This window comes from Eoetvoesiella caeni, assembly GCF_003315175.1.
Taxonomy (GTDB): domain Bacteria; phylum Pseudomonadota; class Gammaproteobacteria; order Burkholderiales; family Burkholderiaceae_B; genus Eoetvoesia; species Eoetvoesia caeni.
The window spans coordinates 168842-188940 of the sequence record NZ_QNRQ01000003.1 but is presented as its reverse complement, the minus strand read 5'-3'; the positions used below and the strand labels follow the sequence as shown (position 1 = coordinate 188940).

The following is a 20099-nucleotide window of genomic DNA, read 5'->3' as shown; positions in this document are numbered from 1 at the left end:
CCGCGTAAGCGGTGAAGCGTGGGGGCCTTTTTTGCCGCCGGGCCGCCCCAAGGCAAAAAGCGCCCCCTTGGGAAAAAAAAATGGCTTTCGGCAGTATGATGTGCGCTTGGCAAGCGTCCTTTGCGCCCAATTGACGGTGTCGGCCGGCCTGGCGCTTTGGGGGTCCAATACTTTATGAGTGTTTACGATGCCGTTCTGCCGTTGCTTCAATTCCGCCCGACTGCCGCGTCTGCGCGCCGGGATCGCGCTCGTTTTCGCTCTGATGCTTTTTGCGGGACAGCTGCTTGATGCGCCTTTGGCCGCGGCGGCGCCAGACACCGCCGATGCACAACCAGCCGATATTGCGGTAAGCCTGGATGCGGCTCGGTCGCAGATCGACAAAATCCAGAAACGCCTTAACGAAAAATCCGACGTCGCGCCGACCGATGCACAGCTTGTGGAATTGCGCACGTCGGCTCAAGAGGCTCAGTCCCAGGCCGAATCCGCCGCCGCTGCCGTTGCCCCGCAATTAAGCAGTGTGCAAGCGCGGGTGGCCCAGCTTGGGGCGCCTGCGCCGGGCTCGCACGAGGCGCCCGACGTGCAGGCGCAGCGCAAGCAGCTGGCCAAGAACCAGGCCACGCTCGATTCCCAATTGAAACTGGCGCGCTTGATTGCAGTGGAAGCGGGTCAGATCATCGAGCAGGTGACCAAGCTTAGACGCCAACAGTTTCAGGCGCAGATGGGCGAACGTGCGGCCTCTGTGCTTGGCGGGCCGTTCTGGCTGGAACTGGCCGCCGAGTGGCCCCAGGACAAGCAAAGGATTACGCCCTTGCTGGACGAGCTGCGGGAGGCTTTGGTCGGGTTGCCCGGCTATACCCAGACGTTCGTCGTACTGGCCAGCCTGTTCTTGTTATGGCTAAGCGCAGCCATACGCAAAGTGCTGCTGCGCCTTACCGCCGAAAAAGTGGCGCCGGGACGTTTGCGCCGCTCGCTGTATGCCGTGACAGTTGTTTTGCTGACCATGGCAACGCCCATGCTTATTGTCCAGGTCTGGCAGTCCGGCATCGCCCGCCATATTGATACCGGCTTGTCCGAATCCATGGTGGCGATATTCGATAGTCTGATGAGCGCGGCGGCGGTCGGCGGCGTGTGCGCGGGCCTGGGCTATGCGCTGCTTGTGGCCAATCGGCCTTCCTGGCGCCTGGTGGCCATTTCCGATACCGTGGCCAGTGGCCTGCGTTGGCTGCCAGTGGGGTTTGCCGTGCCCGCGGCCTTCAGTTGGATGACGCTCAGGCTGGCTGCCCTGGCCAATGTCAGTCTTGCCGCCTCGGTGGCGCTGGACTGCCTGATGTCGTTCGTGATCGGCATAGTGATCGCCTTGGCCATGATCCACTGGAGGCATTTGCGGCGCCGCTTGAAAACGGAAGGCGAGGAAGGCTTCGTGCAACGCCCGATGCCATTCTGGGGTACGGTGCTGACGGCCCTGATCTGGGCCGCGCTGATAGCGGGCTTCGTTTGCCTGTTGCTGGGATATGTGGCGCTGGGCGGCTTCATCATCCGCCAGCTTATCTGGAGCATACTGATTCTGGCCGCGGCTTATTTGCTGTCGGCGTTGATCGACGACGGTTGCGCGGCATTGCTGCATATTATTGATCGCAACGCGGCGCAGACCGACGCGGCCAAGTCGTCGGCGCGCAGCCGCAGCCAGGCAGCCGTCCTGCTGGCGGGGTTAGGCCGCCTTGCGGTCTACGCCCTGGCCTTGATCTTGCTTATCGTGCCATTTGGCGAGGGGCCGTCTGAGTGGGCGCGCCGGGCAGGGTATCTGTACGAAGGCATTCCGGTAGGCGAGATGCACATCCGGCCCACCTCCATCATGCTGGCATTGGCCGTGCTGGTGCTGGGCCTGATTATCGTCAAGCTGCTGAAGCACTGGCTGGCCGACCGCTACCTGCCGACGACGGCGCTGGACCCGGGGATGCGGCTTTCCGCGGCAACCTTGTTCAGCTATGCGGGCTATGTCATTGTGGCGTCGCTGACCATGACCGCGGTGGGCATAGGCCTGGAGCGGGTAGCGTGGGTAGCCAGCGCCTTGTCGGTGGGCATAGGCTTCGGTTTGCAGGCAGTGGTGCAGAATTTCGTTTCCGGCCTTATTTTGTTGGCGGAGCGTCCGGTCAAGGTGGGCGACTGGGTTTCGCTGGGCGGGGTTGAAGGAGACATTCGCCGGATCAATGTGCGGGCTACTGAAATCCAGATGGGCGACCGTTCTACCTTGATTGTGCCGAATTCCGAGTTCATTACCAAGGTCGTACGCAACGTGACCCATGCCAACCCGTTTGGCCGTGTGCAGTTTGTGCTGTCCATGCCTGTATCGACAGACGTAGAGGTTGCGGGCAAGCTTATGCGGAGCGCGCTTGAGGAAAACTCCGATGTGCTGGCCGACCCCGAGCCCAGCGTGCTGTTGGACAGCGTGACTGCTACCGGCATTGTGTTCAAGCTTACCGGCTATATCAAGTCGCCGCGTTTTACCAGCGAAGTGCGCAGCGCCTTGCTGTTCGCGCTGTTGCAGCAGCTCAAGGACGCCGGGCTTCCGCTGGTCACCCCGGCGTCCATTGTCGTCACCGACGAAGCGGGGCGCATCCAGCCCGCGCTTTCCTCGGCCGCCCCGCCACCGGGCGGCGCACCGGCCTGAGCCGGGACAGATTTATCCACAATTGCTGTGCATAAATCTGCGTATAACTATTTGATAGTTTTCCGTAAGGCAGGCTGCGCGCCGGTTTGAGGTTGTTTGGTCAAAGACAGGGCAGCACGCCGGTCCAGCGCCGCCGCTACTGCCCGCTTCGCAGCGTTACGTCAATAGGTAGCTTTTTCAGCGCCGCTGAAATTTCCTTGAGGCGGGCGGGATCGCGGACTTCAACCAGGCAGCGCTGCGTTTGTTCGTCCGGAAACGAGATGCGGCACATTCCCTGTGCATCGAAGCCGCGTAGAAGGCTTTGGATTTTTTCCACGATGGCTTGGCGCCTGAGCTGGGGCTTGAAGATTTTTCCCACCGGAGTTGTCGGCATGGTCGCGACCACATAGACGGCTTTCGGCATGGCCGGAGGTTCCGAGATCAGCGGCCTTGCGGTGCCAAGCAAGCTTTCCGCACTGGCTGTTGCGCCTGGCCGCAGCGTGACAAAGACCACAGGCAGTTCCCCTGCGTACTCGTCCGGTTGCCCGACAGCGGCGCAATCGAGGACATCGGGGTTTGCGAGAAAAGCTTCTTCGATGGCTTGCGGGTCGATGTTGTGGCCGCTGCGGATAATGAGGTCTTTGGAGCGTCCTGTAATGAAGACCCGGCCTTCGGCATCCACGTATCCCAAGTCGCCCGAGATAAGCCAGCCGTTCTCGGTGAAGGTGCCGGCGTTGCGGCTTTTGTCGATATAGCCGGGACTGACATGAGGACCCTGGACGCACAGGACGCCCTCGATGCCGGCATCGCAAAACATGTTGATGGCGGATTTTTCCGATTCCGGCAAGGGCACGGCCCGAACGCGTGTATAGGGCAGCGGCAGGCCGGCCGAGCCCGGCGTCCTGGGAGCTCCGGCGGGTTCTATGGCAACGATGCCGGCGCATTCAGTCATGCCGAATATATTGCGAACGGGAATTCGGGTAAGTTGCTCGAATGAGTTTGCCAGTTCCGCAGGCAAAGTCGAGCCACCCGTCAGGGCCGCTTCGACGCCGCAGGTTCCGCGCTGGTTCGATTCCCGGTAGCTTTGAGCCAAGGATGCGAGCGTGGTCGGTACGCAGCCCAGGTGCGAAACGCCGTGCTCTTGAAATAGCGGCCAGGCTTGGCGGATAAAATCGCGGTTGCGCATGCCCAGTATGGTGGGGATATAGATAGTGCCGCGAGCGGCGAGCGCCGCCAGTCCATAGACGAATGCGCCGGCAACATGAAATAGCGGAAAGCCGTTAAGCAGGACGTCGCCTTCGTGAAAACGGTAGTAGGGCGCAGCCATGCAGCTTGTGTGCAGCTCGTTGGCGTGCGTCTGCTGCAGGATTTTGGGCAGGCCGGTTGTCCCGCCAGTGTGGAATATCGCGGCAACATCGTCAGGGCGCAATTCCTGGCTTAGATCGTCGGCAGGATCCGACGCCCGCAGCTGGTGTTGGAATGAGCCCGCCGCGGGCTGGTGTTCGTTGGCGTCTATTTCCAGCACGGGGCAGTTCAAGCCGGACTTTTCCAAGGCCTGCACAACGGTTTGCCGGATGTCCAGCTGGCTAGACTCGCCCAAGGTGACAACGGCCTTTACACTTGCGGCCGCCAACAACTTGCCGACATGTTCCGCGCCAAGCAAATAGTTGATGGGAAATGCGCAGCCAGCCAACTGCGCGGCCCATAGCGCGATATGGGTCGAGGGCATATTCGGCGCCAGTATGGCAACTGCATCGTGGCGCTGGACGCCCAGTTGCCTGAACAGATTGGCGGCCTGGATGATTTGTTCCAGCAACTGGTCGTAGGTCCAGGTCAAGACTTCCGAGCCTGGGGCGGCATCGACTTGAAAGAGCAGGGCGGTCCGATTCGGTGCGCGGGCAGCGCTGTATCGGATAAGGTCTATGGTGGAAGTAAACGGGACGGCTTGTTCAAGCGGCTGCTGCTCGATACAACGCAGGTCCTGCACTGTATTGATGTCGGGCAGACTCCAATTGCGTTGCGGCGTCAGGGAATGTATTTCCATTTGCCATCCTTGATTTCGACCATGACTTGCCCGCGCGCGTCGATACCGTTATGGTTGCCGGGGCTCATATTGAAGACGCCTTCGGGGCTGACGACTTCATGCATGTTTTCCAGTGCATCCCGCAGCGCTTGGCGAAACTCTGGCGTGTTCGGCTTGGCTTGCCTGAGAGCTACGGGAACGGTTGCTTGCAACCAATTCAGCGCGGTCCAGGCGGTCGATCCGAAAAGTGAACGGGTGCCCGGCCCGTATTGCGATTCGTACTTCTTGACGTACTCCATGCCTTGCTTCTTCGTTGAATCACTGGCTGGAAGTTGTTCCGCCACTAGGACGGGGGCGACGGCAAGGTAAGTGCCTTCTACGGACTTGCCGCCGACCCGCAGGAAGTCGGCATTGGCAATGCCATGGGTCTGATAGATTTTGCCCTTGTAGCCGCGTTTGGCGAGTTCCGCTTGCGGCAATACGGCGGGTGTGCCGAAGCTGAATATATAGACGGCATCGGGCTTGGCTGCCATGATGCGCAGAACCTGGGCCGTTACACCCAGGTCTTGCGCGCCATAGCGTTCAGTTGCCGCGATCTGCAAGTGCTTGGCGGGGGCCTGGGCATTGAAGGCTTTAAGGAAACCCTCGCCATAACTGGTGGTGACGGCGATGGCGGCAACGGTTTTGACTTTGTTTTTTACCATGTGGTCCAGCGCGCGCTCGACCGAAATGGCTTCCGGCGCAGGCATTTTGAATGCCCATTTCCGCGACCCCTCCTGGGGCTCGATAATGGCGTTGCCGCCGCCCAGGGCAATGATGGGGGTGCTGTTGCGGCCAGCGACCTCCATCGCGGCAATCGACGGCGGCGTGATCGAGGGACCGACAATCACGTCCACGGCATTTTCGGTGATCAGCTTGGCGGCTTGCCGGGCGGCCTCGGTGGGGTCGCTGTTGTCATTGACCGATATGACCTTCAGCTTTTGCCCGGCGATGCTGCCGGGCCAGAGCTTGACGGTATTTTCCGCCGGCTGGCCCAGCGAGGCTGCGGGCCCGGTAGTCGATAAAATGACGCCGACGGTAATGTCTGCGTGCGTAACGCCTGAAAGCCCCAGGCTCAGCAGGGTGGCTGCGCTCAGGCGCCGTAAATGGCGGGGCGCAATGGCCGCGGATATTTTCATTGGGAAGGTCTCCTTGTACTATATGTATTGCGTGCAGTACTGCAATATCGTTGTGTGGTGCCGCTGTTTTAATCAAGTATGACCATAAGCCCGGGGGGAGTCTGTCCACCAAAAGTACGACAAGACCTCGCCAAGACGCAGTATTCGGATTTATCCAGCAAGGAGTGCGCAATGAATGCCTGGAGTTTAAGTACCGGGACGGCCGGTGGCGCTTGCGAAAGAGATCGGCGAACAGGAGCGGGAGTGGAGCGCTTGATTTGTGCTTTGGGCCAGGCGGACTTTGGAAAAAGCCTGCTGCATGAGCTGAACGAAGTGGTTTATGTCGATTTTTTATCGGTTTACCAACTGGACAAGAAATCCTTGCCCCGCATGTTCCTGTCGTCCAGCCTGCACGGGGTCGACGTTAGCGCCGACTGCTTCAAAAGCTATCAGGCCAAGCTGCACGCGCGTGATCACACATTCGACTCCGCCATGCAATTGCTGACGCCGGGCGGGCTTGCCATGACCTATGCGCACCAAAAGCAGTTTGCTCCGGCGCACCGCGACGCAATCTATAGCCGGCACGGCATCCTGGACCGCTTGTCGATAGTCTGTGATGGCGGGCAAGACGGCTTACTGGCCGCGAATCTTTACCGATTCGAGCGCTGTCCCACCTTCGGGTCCAAGGATGTCGACGCCATTGGGCAATTTGCCGCTACCGTTGCCGCCTGCGTCACCAAGCATATTGCCATCTGCAACCAGCAATCGCAGCTTCAGGGCGTCGGGCATACCGCTTTGGCGGCGCGACTGGGCCGCGTTCATCCCGGCCTTACCAGACGCGAACTGGACGTGTGCGAAGGGCTGCTTATCGGCCGGACCTATGACGGGATTGCCGTCGACCTGGGCTTGTCTGTGGCAACCGTGAAAACCTATCGGGCCAGGGCGTTCGACAAGCTGGGCATCAATTTTAAAAGCCAGCTGTTTGCCATAGCGTCGGGATTGCTGGATTCCTAGAATTCGTAGCTTACCGGTTCGTCCTTGCCCGACAGCACCGACAGGTCCAGCGGCCTGACCGCGCCCATCCAGATGGCGTAATCGCGATGGTCGATAAGGTCGTTGCCGGTTACCGGATGTATGAAGACCACCAGCCCGGCGCGATGCATGGCCAGCCAGACGATTATCTCTTCGAACAGCCCTGCGCGAAAAGCCAACTGGCAGCTCCAGTCCGGGTGCGGGCCCACGGGCTTTTCGTGGACTCGGCCCATCTTGAGAGGGAAGCGCGCAGCGGCTTCCGAGCACAAGGCGCGCGCTTGTTCCAGGGTTTGCGCATCGAAATATACGTGGGCATGATAGCCTGCTACTTTGCGCGCGGCGCCAGGGACAGGCGGCCTTGCCGCGGGGGCCGCATTTGCGGTATTGGAAGGTTGCGTTGTCATGGTGTTGCCTATATGGTTGCCCGCCCGTATACTGGTTGCCCGCCCGTATACGCGGGCCAGTATCCTATGATGTTTAACATGGGCGCGGCGGGTTTTCAAATTATGGCCGCTGGCGCAGGAAGGCATGCGCGGCGGTGCCGATGCCGGCGAAGGTTTTTGCCGCAGCATGCGGGCTGCGGGCATGCGTCATAAAATACGCGCAAAGGTTTAAGCATCAAACAATAGGATGCATGAGGAGAAGAGCATAGTGCTGAGCAAAGATTGGTCTGTGTCCGCGGTGATGGCCGCTTTCCTGGCGGTGTTGATCGCCTACGCCGGGCCAGCCATTATTTTCTTTCAGGCGGGCGACGCGGCGGGCATCTCGCCCGAAATGATGTCGTCGTGGATCTGGGCGATTTCCATCGGCCCCGGCGTGGTGGGTATTTTCCTTAGCTGGCGCATGAAGATGCCTATTATTACGGCTTGGTCGGCGCCCGGAACGGCTCTGCTGGTAACGCTGTTTCCGGCGATCTCGGTCAATGAGGCCGTTGCGGCCTATATTACCGCCGCCGCTATTATTCTCGTCATTGGCATCTCGGGCTCGTTCGACCGCATCATGCGCAGCATTCCCAAGGGCATTGCTTCGGGCATGATGGCCGGCATTTTGTTCGAGTTCGGAGTCAACGCGTTCAGGTCGGTGGCCGCCATGCCGGTCTTGGCCTTCAGTATGGTGGTTGCCTACATTGTGTTTCGACGCCTGGTGCCGCGCTACAGCATTGTGCTGGTAATGCTGGTGGGCGTAGCCGCCGCGGTTTTGCTGGGCCAGACCCATTTGGGCGTCCTGGAGCTTAAATTGGCTACGCCCATGTTCATCAGTCCTGAATGGTCGTGGGGCAGTACGCTTAGTCTGGCATTGCCTTTGGTGCTGGTCAGCCTCACTGGGCAGTTCCTGCCGGGCATGGCTATTTTGCATGTGTCGGGCTATCCAGCGCCGGCGCGGCCCATTTTGTCGCTTACCAGCGTGGCGTCCGCCGCCATAGCCGTGTTCGGCGGTATCACGGTGGTGCTTGCGGCCATCACAGCTGCCTTGTGTACCGGCAAGGACGCTCACGAGGACGCCTCCAGGCGTTACGTGGCGGGCATCGCCAACGGTGTTTTTTTCCTGATAGGCGGGGCATTCGCGGGCACGATCGTCTTGCTCTTTACGGCCCTGCCCAAAGAGTTTGTCGCCATTTTGGCCGGGCTGGCTCTGGTGGGGGCCATTGCAACCAACGTCGTCAGCGCCATGCAGGAAGAAGCTCATCGCGAGGCGGCCATCATCACGTTTTTGGCAACGGCTTCGAACATGAGTTTTCTGGGACTGGGCTCGGCTTTCTGGGGTGTGGTGATAGGCGGTTTTGCTTATCTTGTCTTGAACAAGGCGCGCAAGAAAGCGGCATAGGTCTTTGCTTCATCCGTCGGCAAGGCGTGCGCCGCAAGCGGGCAAGCCATGCGTTTTCCGGGCTTTTGATCAATGCCATGCTTGACGCGCCGCGGGCCGTCGCAGCGGCGTTATCATAATGCCTGTTTTGTCTTGCGAGAAAATTGTGAATCATTCAGCGCTTGATGCCGATGCCGTTTGGGCCGATGTTCTTGCCGTGCGCGACCACGCGCCGCTGGTGCACAGCATCACCAATTCGGTCGTGACCAACTACAACGCCAATGCCTTGCTGGCCATGGGGGCGGCGCCCGTCATGGCGCACGCGCACGAAGAAGTGCGCGATATGGCGCGGCTTGCACAGGCGTTGGTGCTGAACATAGGTACCCTGGATCCGTATTGGGTAGCCTCCATGAAGATGGCCTTCGAGGCAGGCAAGGAACGCGGCATACCGGTGGTGCTGGACCCTGTCGGGGCGGGCGCGACGCCCTACCGCAATGCCGCATTGCGCGAGTTGCTGGCAACCGGTACGCCCACGGTCATCCGCGGCAACGCGTCCGAAATCATGAGCGTAGCGGGCTTGGCGGCGGCCACCAAAGGGGTGGAAAGCCTGGCGACGTCCGATCAAGCCGTCGACGCCGCGCGCAGCCTGGCGCACTCGGCCGGTTGCGTCGTGTGCGTGTCGGGGCTGGTTGATCATGTGCTCGATGCCAAAGGCCGCTGGCTGGCGCTGTCCAACGGGCATGAGTGGATGACGCGAGTCACAGGCATGGGTTGTTCCGCGTCGGCATTGGTGGGCGCATTTGCCGCTGTGCAGCCGGACGCGTGGCGGGCCACGGCCTCGGCCATGGCGTATTTCGGAGTGGTGGGCGAATGGGCCGCGCAGAAGGCGCAGGCGGCCGGCGCAGGAGTGGGCATGCTGCAATGGTGCATGCTGGACGGCTTGCAACTGATGACGCGCGAAGAGTTTGCCGCGCGCCTGAAGCTGGACGTGCGCCGCGCATGAGCCCGGCGCCATCCGAGCCGCGCGGCCCCGGCCGGCATCGTTTGTTTTATGCCTTGTGGCCGGACGCGTTGGTGGCGGAAAAGCTCGAAGGCCTGCAGGCGGGCGTGGCGGGTAAAAAGACGCAACGCCAGGACTTTCACTTGACGCTGGCGTTCCTTGGCGAGCAGCCGGCCCAGGCGCTGCCGGTGCTGGAGTCGGTGCTGAACCGCTTGTCGCGTCCGGACATGACATTGGTCCTGGACCGGTATGGTTGCTTCAAGCGCCTGGATTTGCTCTGGGCCGGCATGAACTCGGTGCCGCAGGCGCTATTTGACTTGCAGCTAAGCCTAAGCATGGCGCTGCGGGCAAGTGGAATCGTCTTCAAGCAGGAAACCGCATTCCGTCCGCACATTACGTTGGCACGCAAGGCCAAGACTATGCCCGAGACCGATTTTTCGCCTATAGTTTGGTCGGCATATTCGCTGGTGCTGGCACGGTCCGAAAGCATGCCCGGCGAAGGACGCTATCGTATCCTGGCGAGCCGGTAGCGACCGGATTGCCGATTTACGATTCAATGATCAATTTATAGGAAGGCAATATGACCGCAACGTTTCGCCGCCTGCTTTTGCTGCGCCATGCGCAGGCGGGCCACCCGCAGAATGTCCGGGACTACGATCGTCCTTTGTCGGCCGCGGGCGAGCACGAGGCTGGCGAAATGGGTGTTTATATTGCGCAGGAAAATTTTTTGCCCTCATTGGCGCTGGTTTCTGGAGCGCGGCGTACCAGAGAAACCTGGGTCGCCATACAGAAGGCTTTGCCGGCGGTCGTGCCCGCCATTTTCGACGATCGCATCTACGAAGCGCGTGCCGATGCATTGCTGGAGCTGCTGCGGTCGGTTTCGTCCGAGCCTGCTACCGTGCTGTTGGTGGGGCATAACCCCGGCTTACATAAGCTGGCGCTGAGTTTAGTGGGCCGGGGCGGGCGCACCGCTTACGCGCGCCTGCAACAGGAATTTGCGCCCGCCAGCCTGGCTGTGATTGATTTTGATGTGGCCGGCTGGGACAGTATTGCAGAGCAAACCGGCGCTTTGGAACGGTTTGCCGCGCCGCGCAGCTGAACGCTGCTGCAAGGCTTTAATTGTGGCGGCGGGTGGGCGTCATGGGAGGACGGCCGGCGATATGGCGGAACGTGATCCGGCCTTTGCTGAGGTCGTAGGGCGACATTTCAAGCGTAACCTTGTCGCCCGCCAGAATACGGATATGGTGCTTGCGCATCTTTCCGCCGGTGTAGGCAATGATGGGGTGGCCGTTGTCCAGCAAGACCCGGAAGCGGGAATCAGGCAGTACCTCGGTAACTGAACCTTGCATTTCCAGTAGTTCTTCTTTAGCCATAAATGGGGCTCCTTAAATAGGGTGAGGCCAAGCCCTGCACACTGTGCAAAGCCGGCTGTAAGCCGGGCGCAAACGGCGAATCGCGGTAGGCGCTAGCCATGGCAGGCCGTTGGGCATGCCGGACAGCGCACTGAAGTTTTACGCCCGCCAGGACGTAGTACGGGAAAATAAAAATAGCGGCACGCATGCTGCTTGCGCGGCCGTTGTGCTTTGCTGGCTGATGAATTAAACAGCGCCGCCACCCTGATGGGCGCAGCGCTATAAGTTCGAATAGACGCGGAACAAGCCGTGAGTATGAAGGAATTTCTCAAAAAGCCCACTGCCAATTAGAACCTGGCAAAGCAGTCAAAAGGCATATAGTTAATATATATCCAGTAAAAGATACGCTAAATGCTTGATATTGTCAAGGTTTTTTAGGCGGAAGGGGCGGCCGGGCCGCGCCGTTCGCTCATGGCGTGGCCGAGGCGTTTGAGGGCATCGTCGCCCAGAAGGCGTTGCGCCATGGGGAATAGTTCTTCGTCCTCGCGTTGCAGGTGCCGGGCGTAGCGTTCAACAAACTCTGCAACATCCTGGGCGGCAAGCTCGGCCGGGCGTTCTTCGGCAATTTCGGCGAGTGCACGGCGCAGATGGCGCCAGTCCGCTTCCAGCCGTCGATGGTCGGCGGTCAGCGTCTGAGTCAGTTCACGCAGGCACACGGCATCGGAGCCGGCCATGGAATCGAGCAGCTCGGGGAACAGGTTTTCTTCTTCATCGGCGTGATGCATGAGGGCCGCGGTATCGAAATAGCGCATGACGTTACGTGCGGCGGTAGCAGCTTGCTCGTCCGCACCGTGTTCTGCAAGATGGGGCACGAGACGGGTAAGGGTTGTGCATTGCTTTTCGATGCGGGTGTGGCAGGCGGCCAGCATGTCCAGCGGCGCATCGGTGCCGGCCATAGGGCTGGAAAATCCCGGAAAACTGGTGCTCATGGCAATACTCCTGGGTTGCGTTTCGGTGCTGCGGGCATACGTCGGCGCTTGCGCGTTGCGGCTGCGGCGCGGGCAGGCGCTTGAGCCAGTTTAGCCTTATGCGGCGGGTGTTGCCGAATACCTTTTCCGTTACGGAAAGTTTTAATGCATTGGGCTCAAGCCCAATGCGGGCGCCATTGTTGCAGTGCCGTCGCTGGCATACAATAGGACGAAAGCGGGAGGAAATAGTATGCAAGGTGCACCCATGACATCATCCGTTATGAAGCAAGGTCATACTCCTGAAACGCCGCGCTGGGGGCTTGACCGCATTCCCTATGAAACCATAGACATGGCTCGGCTCTCGGGGCGCGAAGACCTGTTGTATATGGTTGCCGGAGCTTCGTTCGTTGAAATTGCTTCCGATCTGTACACTTCGAACCTTATTGAATATTTTGAAGGCGACGCCCCGGTAGTGGAATGGCTTGGCCAGCATTGGCAGCACGAAGAGGTCCGTCACGGCCATGCGTTGAAAGGGTATGTGCAGCACGCCTGGCCGGACTTCGACTGGGAGGCCGCCTATGCGTCGTTCTTTGCTGAGTACTCAAAGCTTTGCACGGTAGACGAATTCGAGCGCACAAGAGGCCTGGAAATGGTGGCTCGATGCGTCGTTGAAACCGGTACGGCCACGTTTTATCATGCCTTGTCCGAACAGGCAGACGAACCGGTGCTGGCCGGCATAGCGGCGCGCATCAGCGCCGAAGAGGTCGGCCATTACAAGCATTTTTATCGTTATTTCCGCCAGTACCGGGAAACAGAACAGCCTGGCCGGATGCGCGTGTTCGGCGCCATCAGGCGGCGCGTGATGGAAGCGCGCAATTCCGACGCCGAATGCGCGCTATGGCATGCCTATGCCACGCAACATGGCGCGCAGGCCAGCAAAGCAGGTTTTAAAACACTGTGTAACCGGCTGGGCAAGGATCTGCGCCGCCATTATCCGATCTCGATGGCCGCAAAAATGACGCTCAAGCCATTGAATCTTCCGGCAAGCCTGTCCAATGTAATACAAGGTCCCCTGGCGCGCGCATCGGTCTGGTTGATGCGCTGACGCCGGACGCGCCGCCGCCGCGGCGCATCCTTATCCCTTCATAGCAGGCCCTGGCTGTCCAGGCCGAGCTGTATTTGCGCCAGCCGCTCGGCGGGATCTTCCTGCATCAGCATTTGCTGCTGTTGCAACGGAGAAAGCGGCAGCAACTCGCACCATCGATTCGCCACCCAGCCGCACTCGTCCAGCCGGAAGGGCGGCGCTATCGGCATGGCCGGTGCCGGCGTGCCGTCTTTTTGAAGGTCGGCAATAAGTTTTCCCAGCCGGTTGGCGCTGGGCTGCAGCGTATTCGGGATAGCCACGATTGGATCGTCCGCCATGGGCGCGACCTGGCCGCTCCATAAGCCGAACTGGCCTTGTTCGCACGACTGCACCTGGAAGCGGCTGGTGCCCACGCAGCGCAATTGAAATAGGGTAGGCGTCAGCGCAACCCATTCGTCGATCTTGGCAATAGTGCCGGCCCGGCCAAGGACTTCGCCGCCTTCGGGGCTGCGTACCTCTTTGCCCTCAAGCAAAGGGACGACGCCAAAAGGCTCGGAGGTGTCAAGGCACTTCTTGATCATGTCCAGGTAGCGCACCTCGAAGATGCGCAAATGCAGAACGCCGTCGGGGAATAGCGCTCTGCCCAGCGGAAATAAGGGTAGGGTCTTCGTTGTCATCCTGCCGGCTTTGAGTTGAATGGAACTAGGCTTTTATGAAATTGTACCGTCAGGGCGATTTCGAACTCATTCAAAGCTTCAGGCCGTCGCTGGCCGCCAGGCCATGGCGCATCATGTGGCCGGGATAGAGGGACCCCCATATAAACTATAGATTGTATTTATGAAAAATATTACGTATAGTATTTGTAAAAATGGGCTTTAAAAGATCCTTTGCATGCGTTCGGGCATAGTCCCGGCCACTCTAGAAAAACACGGAGACAGTAGTGAATTCCCCCCAAGCCGCAGTTCCGGCAATTTTTGCCGCACCCGCCGTAAACGTCACGCCCCGTCCCGACGGCTCCATCCTGGTCGAAAACCCCATGCCTCTTGAGCCCTACGCCCGTTGCATAGGCCAGTACCTCGAACATTGGGCACGCGCCGCGCCAGACCGCGACTTCCTTCAAGAGCGCAACCCCGCCACAGGAAATTGGGAAGGCGTAACGTATGCCCAGGCCCTCGAAAAGGTATACCGCATCGGTACTTGGCTGATCAAACGCGGTGTGCGCACCGACCGGCCGTTTTGCGTACTCACCGACAATAGTGTCGAGCATGCATTGATTATGTTGGCCTGCATGCATGTGGGCGTTCCGTACGCCAGCATCTCGCCGGCATATTCGCTGGTTTCAAAGGACTATGCCAAACTTAAAAACTTGATCCAGCGGCTCGACCCCGATGTCATTTATGTCGGCGGCATCGAACGTTTTCGGCCTGCGCTCAAGGCGCTTGAAGGCTTGCACCGCGCAACCCTGGTCGTGGCCCAAAGCGATCCCGCGCCGTCGGGCGAAGGCTTGGCATTTGGCGACCTGCTGAAGGACATCGACGCGCCCGCGGTGCAGCAAGCCTACGACGGCATCACACCCGACAGCGTGGCGAAAATCCTGTTTACCTCGGGATCGACCGGTTACCCCAAAGGGGTGATCAATACGCAGCGCATGCTGTGTTCCAGCCAGCAGGCCAAGTCCCAGGTCTGGCCCTTTTTAAACGAAACGCCGCCTGTGCTGCTGGACTGGCTGCCATGGAATCACACATTCGGCAGCAACCATAATTTCAATATTATCCTGGTCCACGGCGGCACTTTTTACCTTGATAGCGGCAAGCCGGTGCCTGGTCTGTTCGACGCTACGATAGCCAATCTGCGCGATGTCGCGCCGACGCTTTATATGAATGTGCCGCGTGCGTTCGATATGCTTTTGCCTGTGCTGCGCAGCGACGCGCAATTGCGCCGGCAGTTCTTTTCGCAGCTCAAGGTCATTTTCTATGCCGCCGCCGCATTGCCGCAGCATTTATGGGACGGCTTGATCGAACTGTCGCGCCAGGAGCTGGGCCATGCGATTCCCATGGTGACGGCCTGGGGGTCCACCGAGACATCGCCGCTGGCTACCGACTGCCACTTCCAGGCCGACCGCTCGGGGGTTATTGGTTTGCCCGTGCCGGGCGTGACCTTGAAGCTCGTGCCCAATAGCGGCAAGCTCGAGGTGCGCGTCAAGGGCCCCGTCATCACGCCGGGCTATTACAAGCAGCCTGAAGTAACCGCCAAGGCTTTCGACCAGGAAGGTTTTTATCTTATCGGCGATGCCGTGCGTTTTGCCGACCCCGACAAACCCGAAGCGGGGCTGATGTTCGATGGCCGGGTGTCCGAGGACTTCAAGCTGACCACCGCCACCTGGGTAAGCGTAGGGACGCTGCGGGTAAAGGGCATCGAGTGCCTGGCGCCGCTGGCGCAGGATATCGTCGTTACCGGCCATGACCGCGATTCAGTGGGCTTCCTGGTCTTCCCGAATATTGCGGCGTGCCGCCAAGTGTCCGGGCTGGACGCCCAGGCGCCGCTCGAACAGGTGCTGGCGCACCCCAGCGTGCGCCAGGGCGTGCTGGATGGCTTGCGGGCATTGCACGCGGCCAGCAGCGGCAGCTCCACCTACGCCGACCGTGCCTTGCTGCTGGCCACCGCACCGTCGGTGGACGATGGCGAAATTACCGATAAAGGCTATATCAACCAAGGGGCCGTGGTTCAAGCCCGGGCGGCCCTGGTAGAAAGCCTGTACGAAAGCCAACCCGGTCCGGACGTCATCCGTTTGTGACCGGACCGGCCCCAGCCATGATTGCGCAAAAGCCAACGCCGCCCCGCGAGATCGCTGAAATGTCCTTGCGCCTTGGACAGCGGATTCGTTCCGCACGCGCCGCGCGGGCAATGACCATGAAGCAGCTTGCTGCCGAGTCTGATATTTCCTTGCCGTATTTGTCCAGGGTGGAGAAAGGCGACGGCAATATCTCCCTGGCCGTGTTGTATCGAATTGCCGCGGCGCTTAATTTGCCGGCCGACCACCTGCTGGCCGACGACGAACGCTACGGCTCCGATTACGCTCTCATCGCAGAACTGCTGAAGCCGCAATCGGCGGCGCAATTGCGCGATATCCGCCAATGGCTGGTCGGCCACCTTGCCGACCGGCACAGCAACGATGCGGCCACACGCCGCATTGCGCTTATCGGTTTGCGCGGCGCGGGCAAATCGACGCTGGGTCCGCTGATCGCCAGCCGGCTTGATATTCCTTTTGTAGAGCTCAATGCCGAAATCGAAAAAGAGGCGGGCCTGTCCTTGACCGAGATCTTTTCGATCTACGGCCAGGCCGGCTTCAGGCGCCTGGAGCGCCGCTGCCTCGATCGCGTCATCGGCACTTATCCCGAAGTGGTCATGGCAACAGGCGGCGGCATTGTGGTCGAACCCGGCACCTACGAACTGCTGCTGCATTCGTTTTTCAGCGTGTGGCTGCACGCCGACCCGGACGAGCATTTCCGGCGCGTCATGGCCCAGCACGATGTCCGGATTGCGACGCCGCAACTGCAAAAGGAAGCCATGAGCAATATTGTCGACGCCTTGAAGGCTCGCCAAAAGCTATACGCGCTTGCGCACGCCAGCATCGATACAACGCACAAGCCGATCGGCGAGCTGGCGCAGCGGGCGGTTTCGCTTATCCGCGAAAGCCTGCTTACCGATTTTCCGGCGCTCAGTGCGGCGTGATTTCCACTCAACATGAATAAAGGGTCGTAGATGAGCCAGAACAAAGCGGTAAAACGAGTGGCAGTGGTGGGAACCGGTGTTATTGGCGCAAGCTGGACAGCGTATTTCCTGGCTTGCGGACTGAAGGTCAATGCCACCGATCCCTCTGACGGAGCCGAACAGCGCTTGCGCGAAAGTGTCGCGCGTCTATGGCCCAGCCTTGAAACCATCGGCTTGCATAGCGAAGCCTCACAGGACAATCTGGCTTTTTATCCGGTGCTCGAGGACGCCCTGCAAGGCGCGGATTTCGTGCAGGAAAATGGCCCCGAAAACGAAGCCTTGAAGGTGGAGTTGTTCCAGCGCATGGACCGCGCCTTGCCCGAAGAGGTCATTCTTGCATCCAGCTCGTCGGGGCTGTTGATGAGCAAGGTGCAGTCGGCATGCCGCTTTCCAGGCCGGGTGGTGCTTGGCCATCCCTTCAATCCTCCGCACCTTATTCCTTTGGTGGAAGTGGTTGGCGGCGAACTCACTTCGGCGCAGGCCGTCGAGCAGGCCATGAGCTTTTATGCTGGAATCGGCAAGCGCCCCATACACCCGCGCAAGGAGGTCAAGGGCCATATCGCCAATCGCCTCCAGGCCGCATTGTGGCGCGAAGCCTTCCACCTGGTCGATCAAGGGGTCGCCAGCGTGCAGGACATCGACATAGCAATAGCTCACGGACCCGGCCTGCGCTGGGCCTTGCTGGGTCCATTCCTGAACCTGCATCTTTCGGGCGGAGCGGGCGGCATCGAGCATTTGCTGGATCACTTGGGCGGCCCCATAGAAAGCTGGTGGGACGACCTGGGGTCGCCTTCGATGACGCCGGAACTCAAGGCAAAGGTGGCGCAAGGCGTGCGCGCCTTGCTGCGGGACCTGGACGAGGGCGGCTTCGAAGCCGAGCGCGACCGCCTGCTGGTCGATCTGGTGGCGGCAAAATCCAGGGCTACGTCGCTGCCTTGACGGGCTGGCTTTCGAGGGCGGCCGCAATCGCGTCCTGGACGTTTTCCAGGAAGATGAATTCTAGCTGGCTTTGGGCTTCGGGGGGAATGTCCTCGAGGTCTTTCTTGTTGCGGACGGGCAGCAACACCGTTTTTATTCCCGCCTGCAAGGCGGCCAACACCTTTTCTTTGACGCCGCCGATAGGCAGTACCAGCCCGCGCAGGCTGATTTCGCCTGTCATGGCGCAGTCGCTGCGTACGGGAATGTCGGTCATCAGCGAAGCCAGGGCGACGAACATGGCAACGCCGGCGCTGGGGCCGTCTTTGGGAATGGCGCCGGCGGGTATATGCACATGAATGTCGCTATGGTCGAAGGCCTTTTCGTCGATGTGCAGGCGGCTGGCATGCGACTTGAGCAGGGTAAGGGCGGCCTGGGCGCTTTCTTTCATGACATCGCCCAATTGGCCAGTCAGGATGAGCTTGCCGGAGCCCGGCGCGCGGCTGGCCTCGATAAACAGTATGTCGCCTCCGACGGGCGTCCAGGCCAGGCCGGTTGCGACCCCCGGCAAGCTGGTGCGCATGGCCAGTTCGCTTTCGAATTTTTTGGGCCCCAGGATGGCGTGCAAATCTTCTTCGCCGATATGTACTTGTTCGGCAGTGCCTTCGGCAATGCGCATGGCGGCGTGCCGGAAGGCGCTGCCGATTTCCCGCTCGAGATTGCGCACGCCGGCTTCGCGCGTGTATGAATGGATGATGCTGCGGATCGCTGCTTCGCTGATGCTGCATTGTTCGGGTGTCAGGCCATTGGCTTTCAGTTGACGCGCCACCAGGTAGCGCAGTGCGATCTGGGTTTTTTCTTCTTCGGTGTAGCCCAGCAGCTGGATGATTTCCATGCGGTCGCGCAAGGGGCTGGGAATCGTATCGAGTACGTTCGCGGTGGTAATGAAAAACACCTGCGACAAGTCGAAGGGCACGGCCAGGTAGTTGTCGCGGAAAGCGTGGTTTTGTTCGGGGTCGAGTACTTCAAGCAAGGCGGCGGAAGGGTCGCCCTGGATGCCGTTGCCCAGCTTGTCGACTTCGTCGAGCATCAGGACGCAGTTGTTTGAGCCGGCCTTGTGTATGGCCTGAATGATATTGCCGGGCAGGGCGCCGATATAGGTGCGCCGGTGGCCGCGGATCTCGGCTTCGTCGTGAACGCCGCCCAGCCCCAGCCGGCCGAACTTGCGACCGGTGGCTTTGGCAATGCTTTGGCCCAGGGATGTCTTGCCTACGCCCGGAGGGCCCACGAAGCACAGGATGGGGCTTTTCCCTTGGGGATTAAGCTTGCGCACGGCCAGGTACTCCAGGATGCGCCGTTTGATTTTCTGCAGACCATAGTGGTCTTTATCGAGGATCTCGCGCGCTTGCGCGATATCGATGCGGTCGTCGCTGTGCACCGACCAGGGCAGTTCGGTGAGCCAGTCCAGGTAGGTGCGCAGCATGGAGTATTCGCCCGATGCATCGGACATATGCTGGAGCCGCCGCAATTCTTTGCGGGCCGTGGCGGCGACTTCGTCGGGCATATTGGCCTTGGCGATGTTGTTTTCGATCTCCTCGATCTCGGCGGTGTTGCCTTCGGTTTCGCCCAGTTGCTTCTGTATGGTTTTCAGTTGCTCGCGCAGCAGGACTTCGCGTTGCCGGTCTTCGAAACGCTCTTTGGTTTCCTGGTCGATGTCGTGGCTGATGCGCAGGACCTCGATGAAATGCACCAGAAAGCCCAGCACTTTATCAAGGCGTTTAAGCAGATCGAAGGTTTCGAGGATGTCTTGTTTTTCGGTCGGCTTGATGTCCATGAAGCCGGCGACAAAGTCGGCAAGGATCGATGGCGAAGTGATGTTTTGCGCCGTGCCCGCCAGTTCGGCCGGGGCTTGCGGCAGCAGTTGCAGGATGTCGCCCGTGCGCGCCTTGAGCTGCAGCATGCGGGCGTCGATTTCGGGGCTTTCGGTTTGCGGCTCGTCGAACAGCTTTACGCGGGCAACTAGGTAGGGATAGTCCTTCAGGAATTCTTCAACGCGAAACCTCTGCTCGCCCTGGCACACGACATGGTGCGCGCCATCGGCGGTAGTGACGTAGCGCAGGATGCTGGCGGCTGTGCCGACCCTGTACAAAGCGTCGCCGTCGGGGTCTTCTTTGTCTGATTCGCGTTGCAGCAGCACGCCGATCCGGCGGCCCGCCCGGGCCGCTTCTTGCGCTGCGCGCACCGAATTTTCGCGCCCGATGCTGATCGGCACGACCAGTTGCGGAAACAGCACCAGGTTGCGCACCGGAATGATAATCAAAGCATCATCGGGAAGGTCGGGCATTGC

17 protein-coding genes are annotated in these 20099 nt (G+C 60.1%); 10 read left to right on the top strand and 7 right to left on the bottom strand.

Annotated features, from left to right (window positions below; all coding sequences use genetic code 11):
* The first annotated feature begins 187 nt into the window (after nucleotides 1-187).
* Nucleotides 188-2668 carry a DUF3772 domain-containing protein gene (locus DFR37_RS07450; RefSeq protein ID WP_113932603.1) on the top strand — a complete coding sequence of 827 codons (2481 nt, stop codon included), beginning with the start codon at nucleotides 188-190 and terminating at the stop codon, nucleotides 2666-2668.
* Nucleotides 2669-2804: 136 nt separating this feature from the next.
* Here DFR37_RS07450 and DFR37_RS07445 read toward each other — a convergent pair whose 3' ends face one another.
* Together DFR37_RS07445 and DFR37_RS07440 are read right to left on the bottom strand one after the other, a co-directional pair.
* The gene (locus DFR37_RS07445) at nucleotides 2805-4691 is read right to left on the bottom strand and encodes an AMP-binding protein (RefSeq protein WP_113932602.1); all 1887 of its coding nucleotides are present in this window, start codon (nucleotides 4689-4691) and stop codon (nucleotides 2805-2807) included.
* Nucleotides 4673-5848: an ABC transporter substrate-binding protein gene (locus DFR37_RS07440; RefSeq protein WP_113932601.1), complete on the bottom strand. Its 1176-nt coding sequence runs from the start codon at nucleotides 5846-5848 to the stop codon at nucleotides 4673-4675. Before DFR37_RS07440 ends, DFR37_RS07445 begins: the two co-directional genes overlap by 19 nt.
* 243 nt (nucleotides 5849-6091) lie before the next feature.
* On the opposite strand from DFR37_RS07440, the gene DFR37_RS07435 reads away from it, so the two are divergent.
* Complete coding sequence (locus tag DFR37_RS07435; RefSeq protein WP_170139852.1) at nucleotides 6092-6841, top strand: helix-turn-helix domain-containing protein; 750 nt, start codon at nucleotides 6092-6094, stop codon at nucleotides 6839-6841.
* Here DFR37_RS07435 and DFR37_RS07430 read toward each other — a convergent pair.
* A complete protein-coding gene (locus DFR37_RS07430) occupies nucleotides 6838-7263 on the bottom strand; it encodes a DOPA 4,5-dioxygenase family protein (protein ID WP_113932862.1) in 426 nt (141 codons plus the stop codon). The two genes, DFR37_RS07435 and DFR37_RS07430, sit on opposite strands and share 4 nt — an antisense overlap.
* A 247-nt stretch (nucleotides 7264-7510) precedes the next feature.
* On the opposite strand from DFR37_RS07430, the gene DFR37_RS07425 reads away from it, so the two are divergent.
* The 4 genes from DFR37_RS07425 (at nucleotide 7511) to DFR37_RS07410 (ending at nucleotide 10761) form a co-directional block, all read left to right on the top strand.
* Nucleotides 7511-8683 carry a benzoate/H(+) symporter BenE family transporter gene (locus DFR37_RS07425; protein WP_276330269.1) on the top strand — a complete coding sequence of 391 codons (1173 nt, stop codon included), beginning with the start codon at nucleotides 7511-7513 and terminating at the stop codon, nucleotides 8681-8683.
* A gap of 145 nt (nucleotides 8684-8828) precedes the next feature.
* Complete coding sequence (gene thiM / locus DFR37_RS07420; RefSeq protein ID WP_379881371.1) at nucleotides 8829-9665, top strand: hydroxyethylthiazole kinase; 837 nt, start codon at nucleotides 8829-8831, stop codon at nucleotides 9663-9665.
* A complete protein-coding gene (thpR, locus tag DFR37_RS07415; RefSeq protein WP_170139851.1) occupies nucleotides 9662-10192 on the top strand; it encodes an RNA 2',3'-cyclic phosphodiesterase in 531 nt (176 codons plus the stop codon). Before thiM ends, thpR begins: the two co-directional genes overlap by 4 nt.
* Nucleotides 10193-10242: 50 nt before the next feature.
* Complete coding sequence (locus DFR37_RS07410) at nucleotides 10243-10761, top strand: SixA phosphatase family protein (protein ID WP_113932596.1); 519 nt, start codon at nucleotides 10243-10245, stop codon at nucleotides 10759-10761.
* A gap of 16 nt (nucleotides 10762-10777) precedes the next feature.
* Here DFR37_RS07410 and infA read toward each other — a convergent pair whose 3' ends face one another.
* Together infA and DFR37_RS07400 are read right to left on the bottom strand one after the other, a co-directional pair.
* Nucleotides 10778-11035: a translation initiation factor IF-1 gene (gene infA / locus DFR37_RS07405; protein ID WP_113932595.1), complete on the bottom strand. Its 258-nt coding sequence runs from the start codon at nucleotides 11033-11035 to the stop codon at nucleotides 10778-10780.
* A gap of 413 nt (nucleotides 11036-11448) precedes the next feature.
* Entirely contained in the window at nucleotides 11449-12003 is a 555-nt protein-coding gene (locus tag DFR37_RS07400) for a hemerythrin domain-containing protein (RefSeq protein WP_113932594.1), read from the bottom strand.
* 244 nt (nucleotides 12004-12247) lie between these two features.
* Between DFR37_RS07400 and DFR37_RS07395 the strand changes: the two genes are divergently transcribed.
* Entirely contained in the window at nucleotides 12248-13087 is an 840-nt protein-coding gene (locus tag DFR37_RS07395) for a ferritin-like domain-containing protein (protein WP_242341756.1), read from the top strand.
* Nucleotides 13088-13125: 38 nt separating this feature from the next.
* Here DFR37_RS07395 and DFR37_RS07390 read toward each other — a convergent pair whose 3' ends face one another.
* On the bottom strand, nucleotides 13126-13743 hold the full coding sequence (locus DFR37_RS07390) for an LON peptidase substrate-binding domain-containing protein (RefSeq protein WP_113932592.1): 618 nt from the start codon (nucleotides 13741-13743) through the stop codon (nucleotides 13126-13128).
* A 263-nt stretch (nucleotides 13744-14006) separates the two neighbouring features.
* Here DFR37_RS07390 and DFR37_RS07385 point away from each other — a divergent pair, with 263 nt between their 5' ends.
* From DFR37_RS07385 to DFR37_RS07375, 3 genes are read left to right on the top strand one after another with little or no spacing between them, the layout of a single operon-like run.
* Complete coding sequence (locus DFR37_RS07385) at nucleotides 14007-15860, top strand: feruloyl-CoA synthase (protein ID WP_242341757.1); 1854 nt, start codon at nucleotides 14007-14009, stop codon at nucleotides 15858-15860.
* A 17-nt stretch (nucleotides 15861-15877) separates the two neighbouring features.
* Entirely contained in the window at nucleotides 15878-16798 is a 921-nt protein-coding gene (locus DFR37_RS07380; protein ID WP_113932591.1) for a helix-turn-helix transcriptional regulator, read from the top strand.
* Between the two features lie 30 nt (nucleotides 16799-16828).
* Nucleotides 16829-17776: a 3-hydroxyacyl-CoA dehydrogenase NAD-binding domain-containing protein gene (locus tag DFR37_RS07375; protein WP_113932590.1), complete on the top strand. Its 948-nt coding sequence runs from the start codon at nucleotides 16829-16831 to the stop codon at nucleotides 17774-17776.
* On the opposite strand, the gene lon is transcribed toward DFR37_RS07375, so the two are convergent.
* Nucleotides 17760-20096 carry an endopeptidase La gene (gene lon / locus DFR37_RS07370; protein WP_211317231.1) on the bottom strand — a complete coding sequence of 779 codons (2337 nt, stop codon included), beginning with the start codon at nucleotides 20094-20096 and terminating at the stop codon, nucleotides 17760-17762. The two genes, DFR37_RS07375 and lon, sit on opposite strands and share 17 nt — an antisense overlap.
* Nucleotides 20097-20099: the final 3 nt, after the last annotated feature.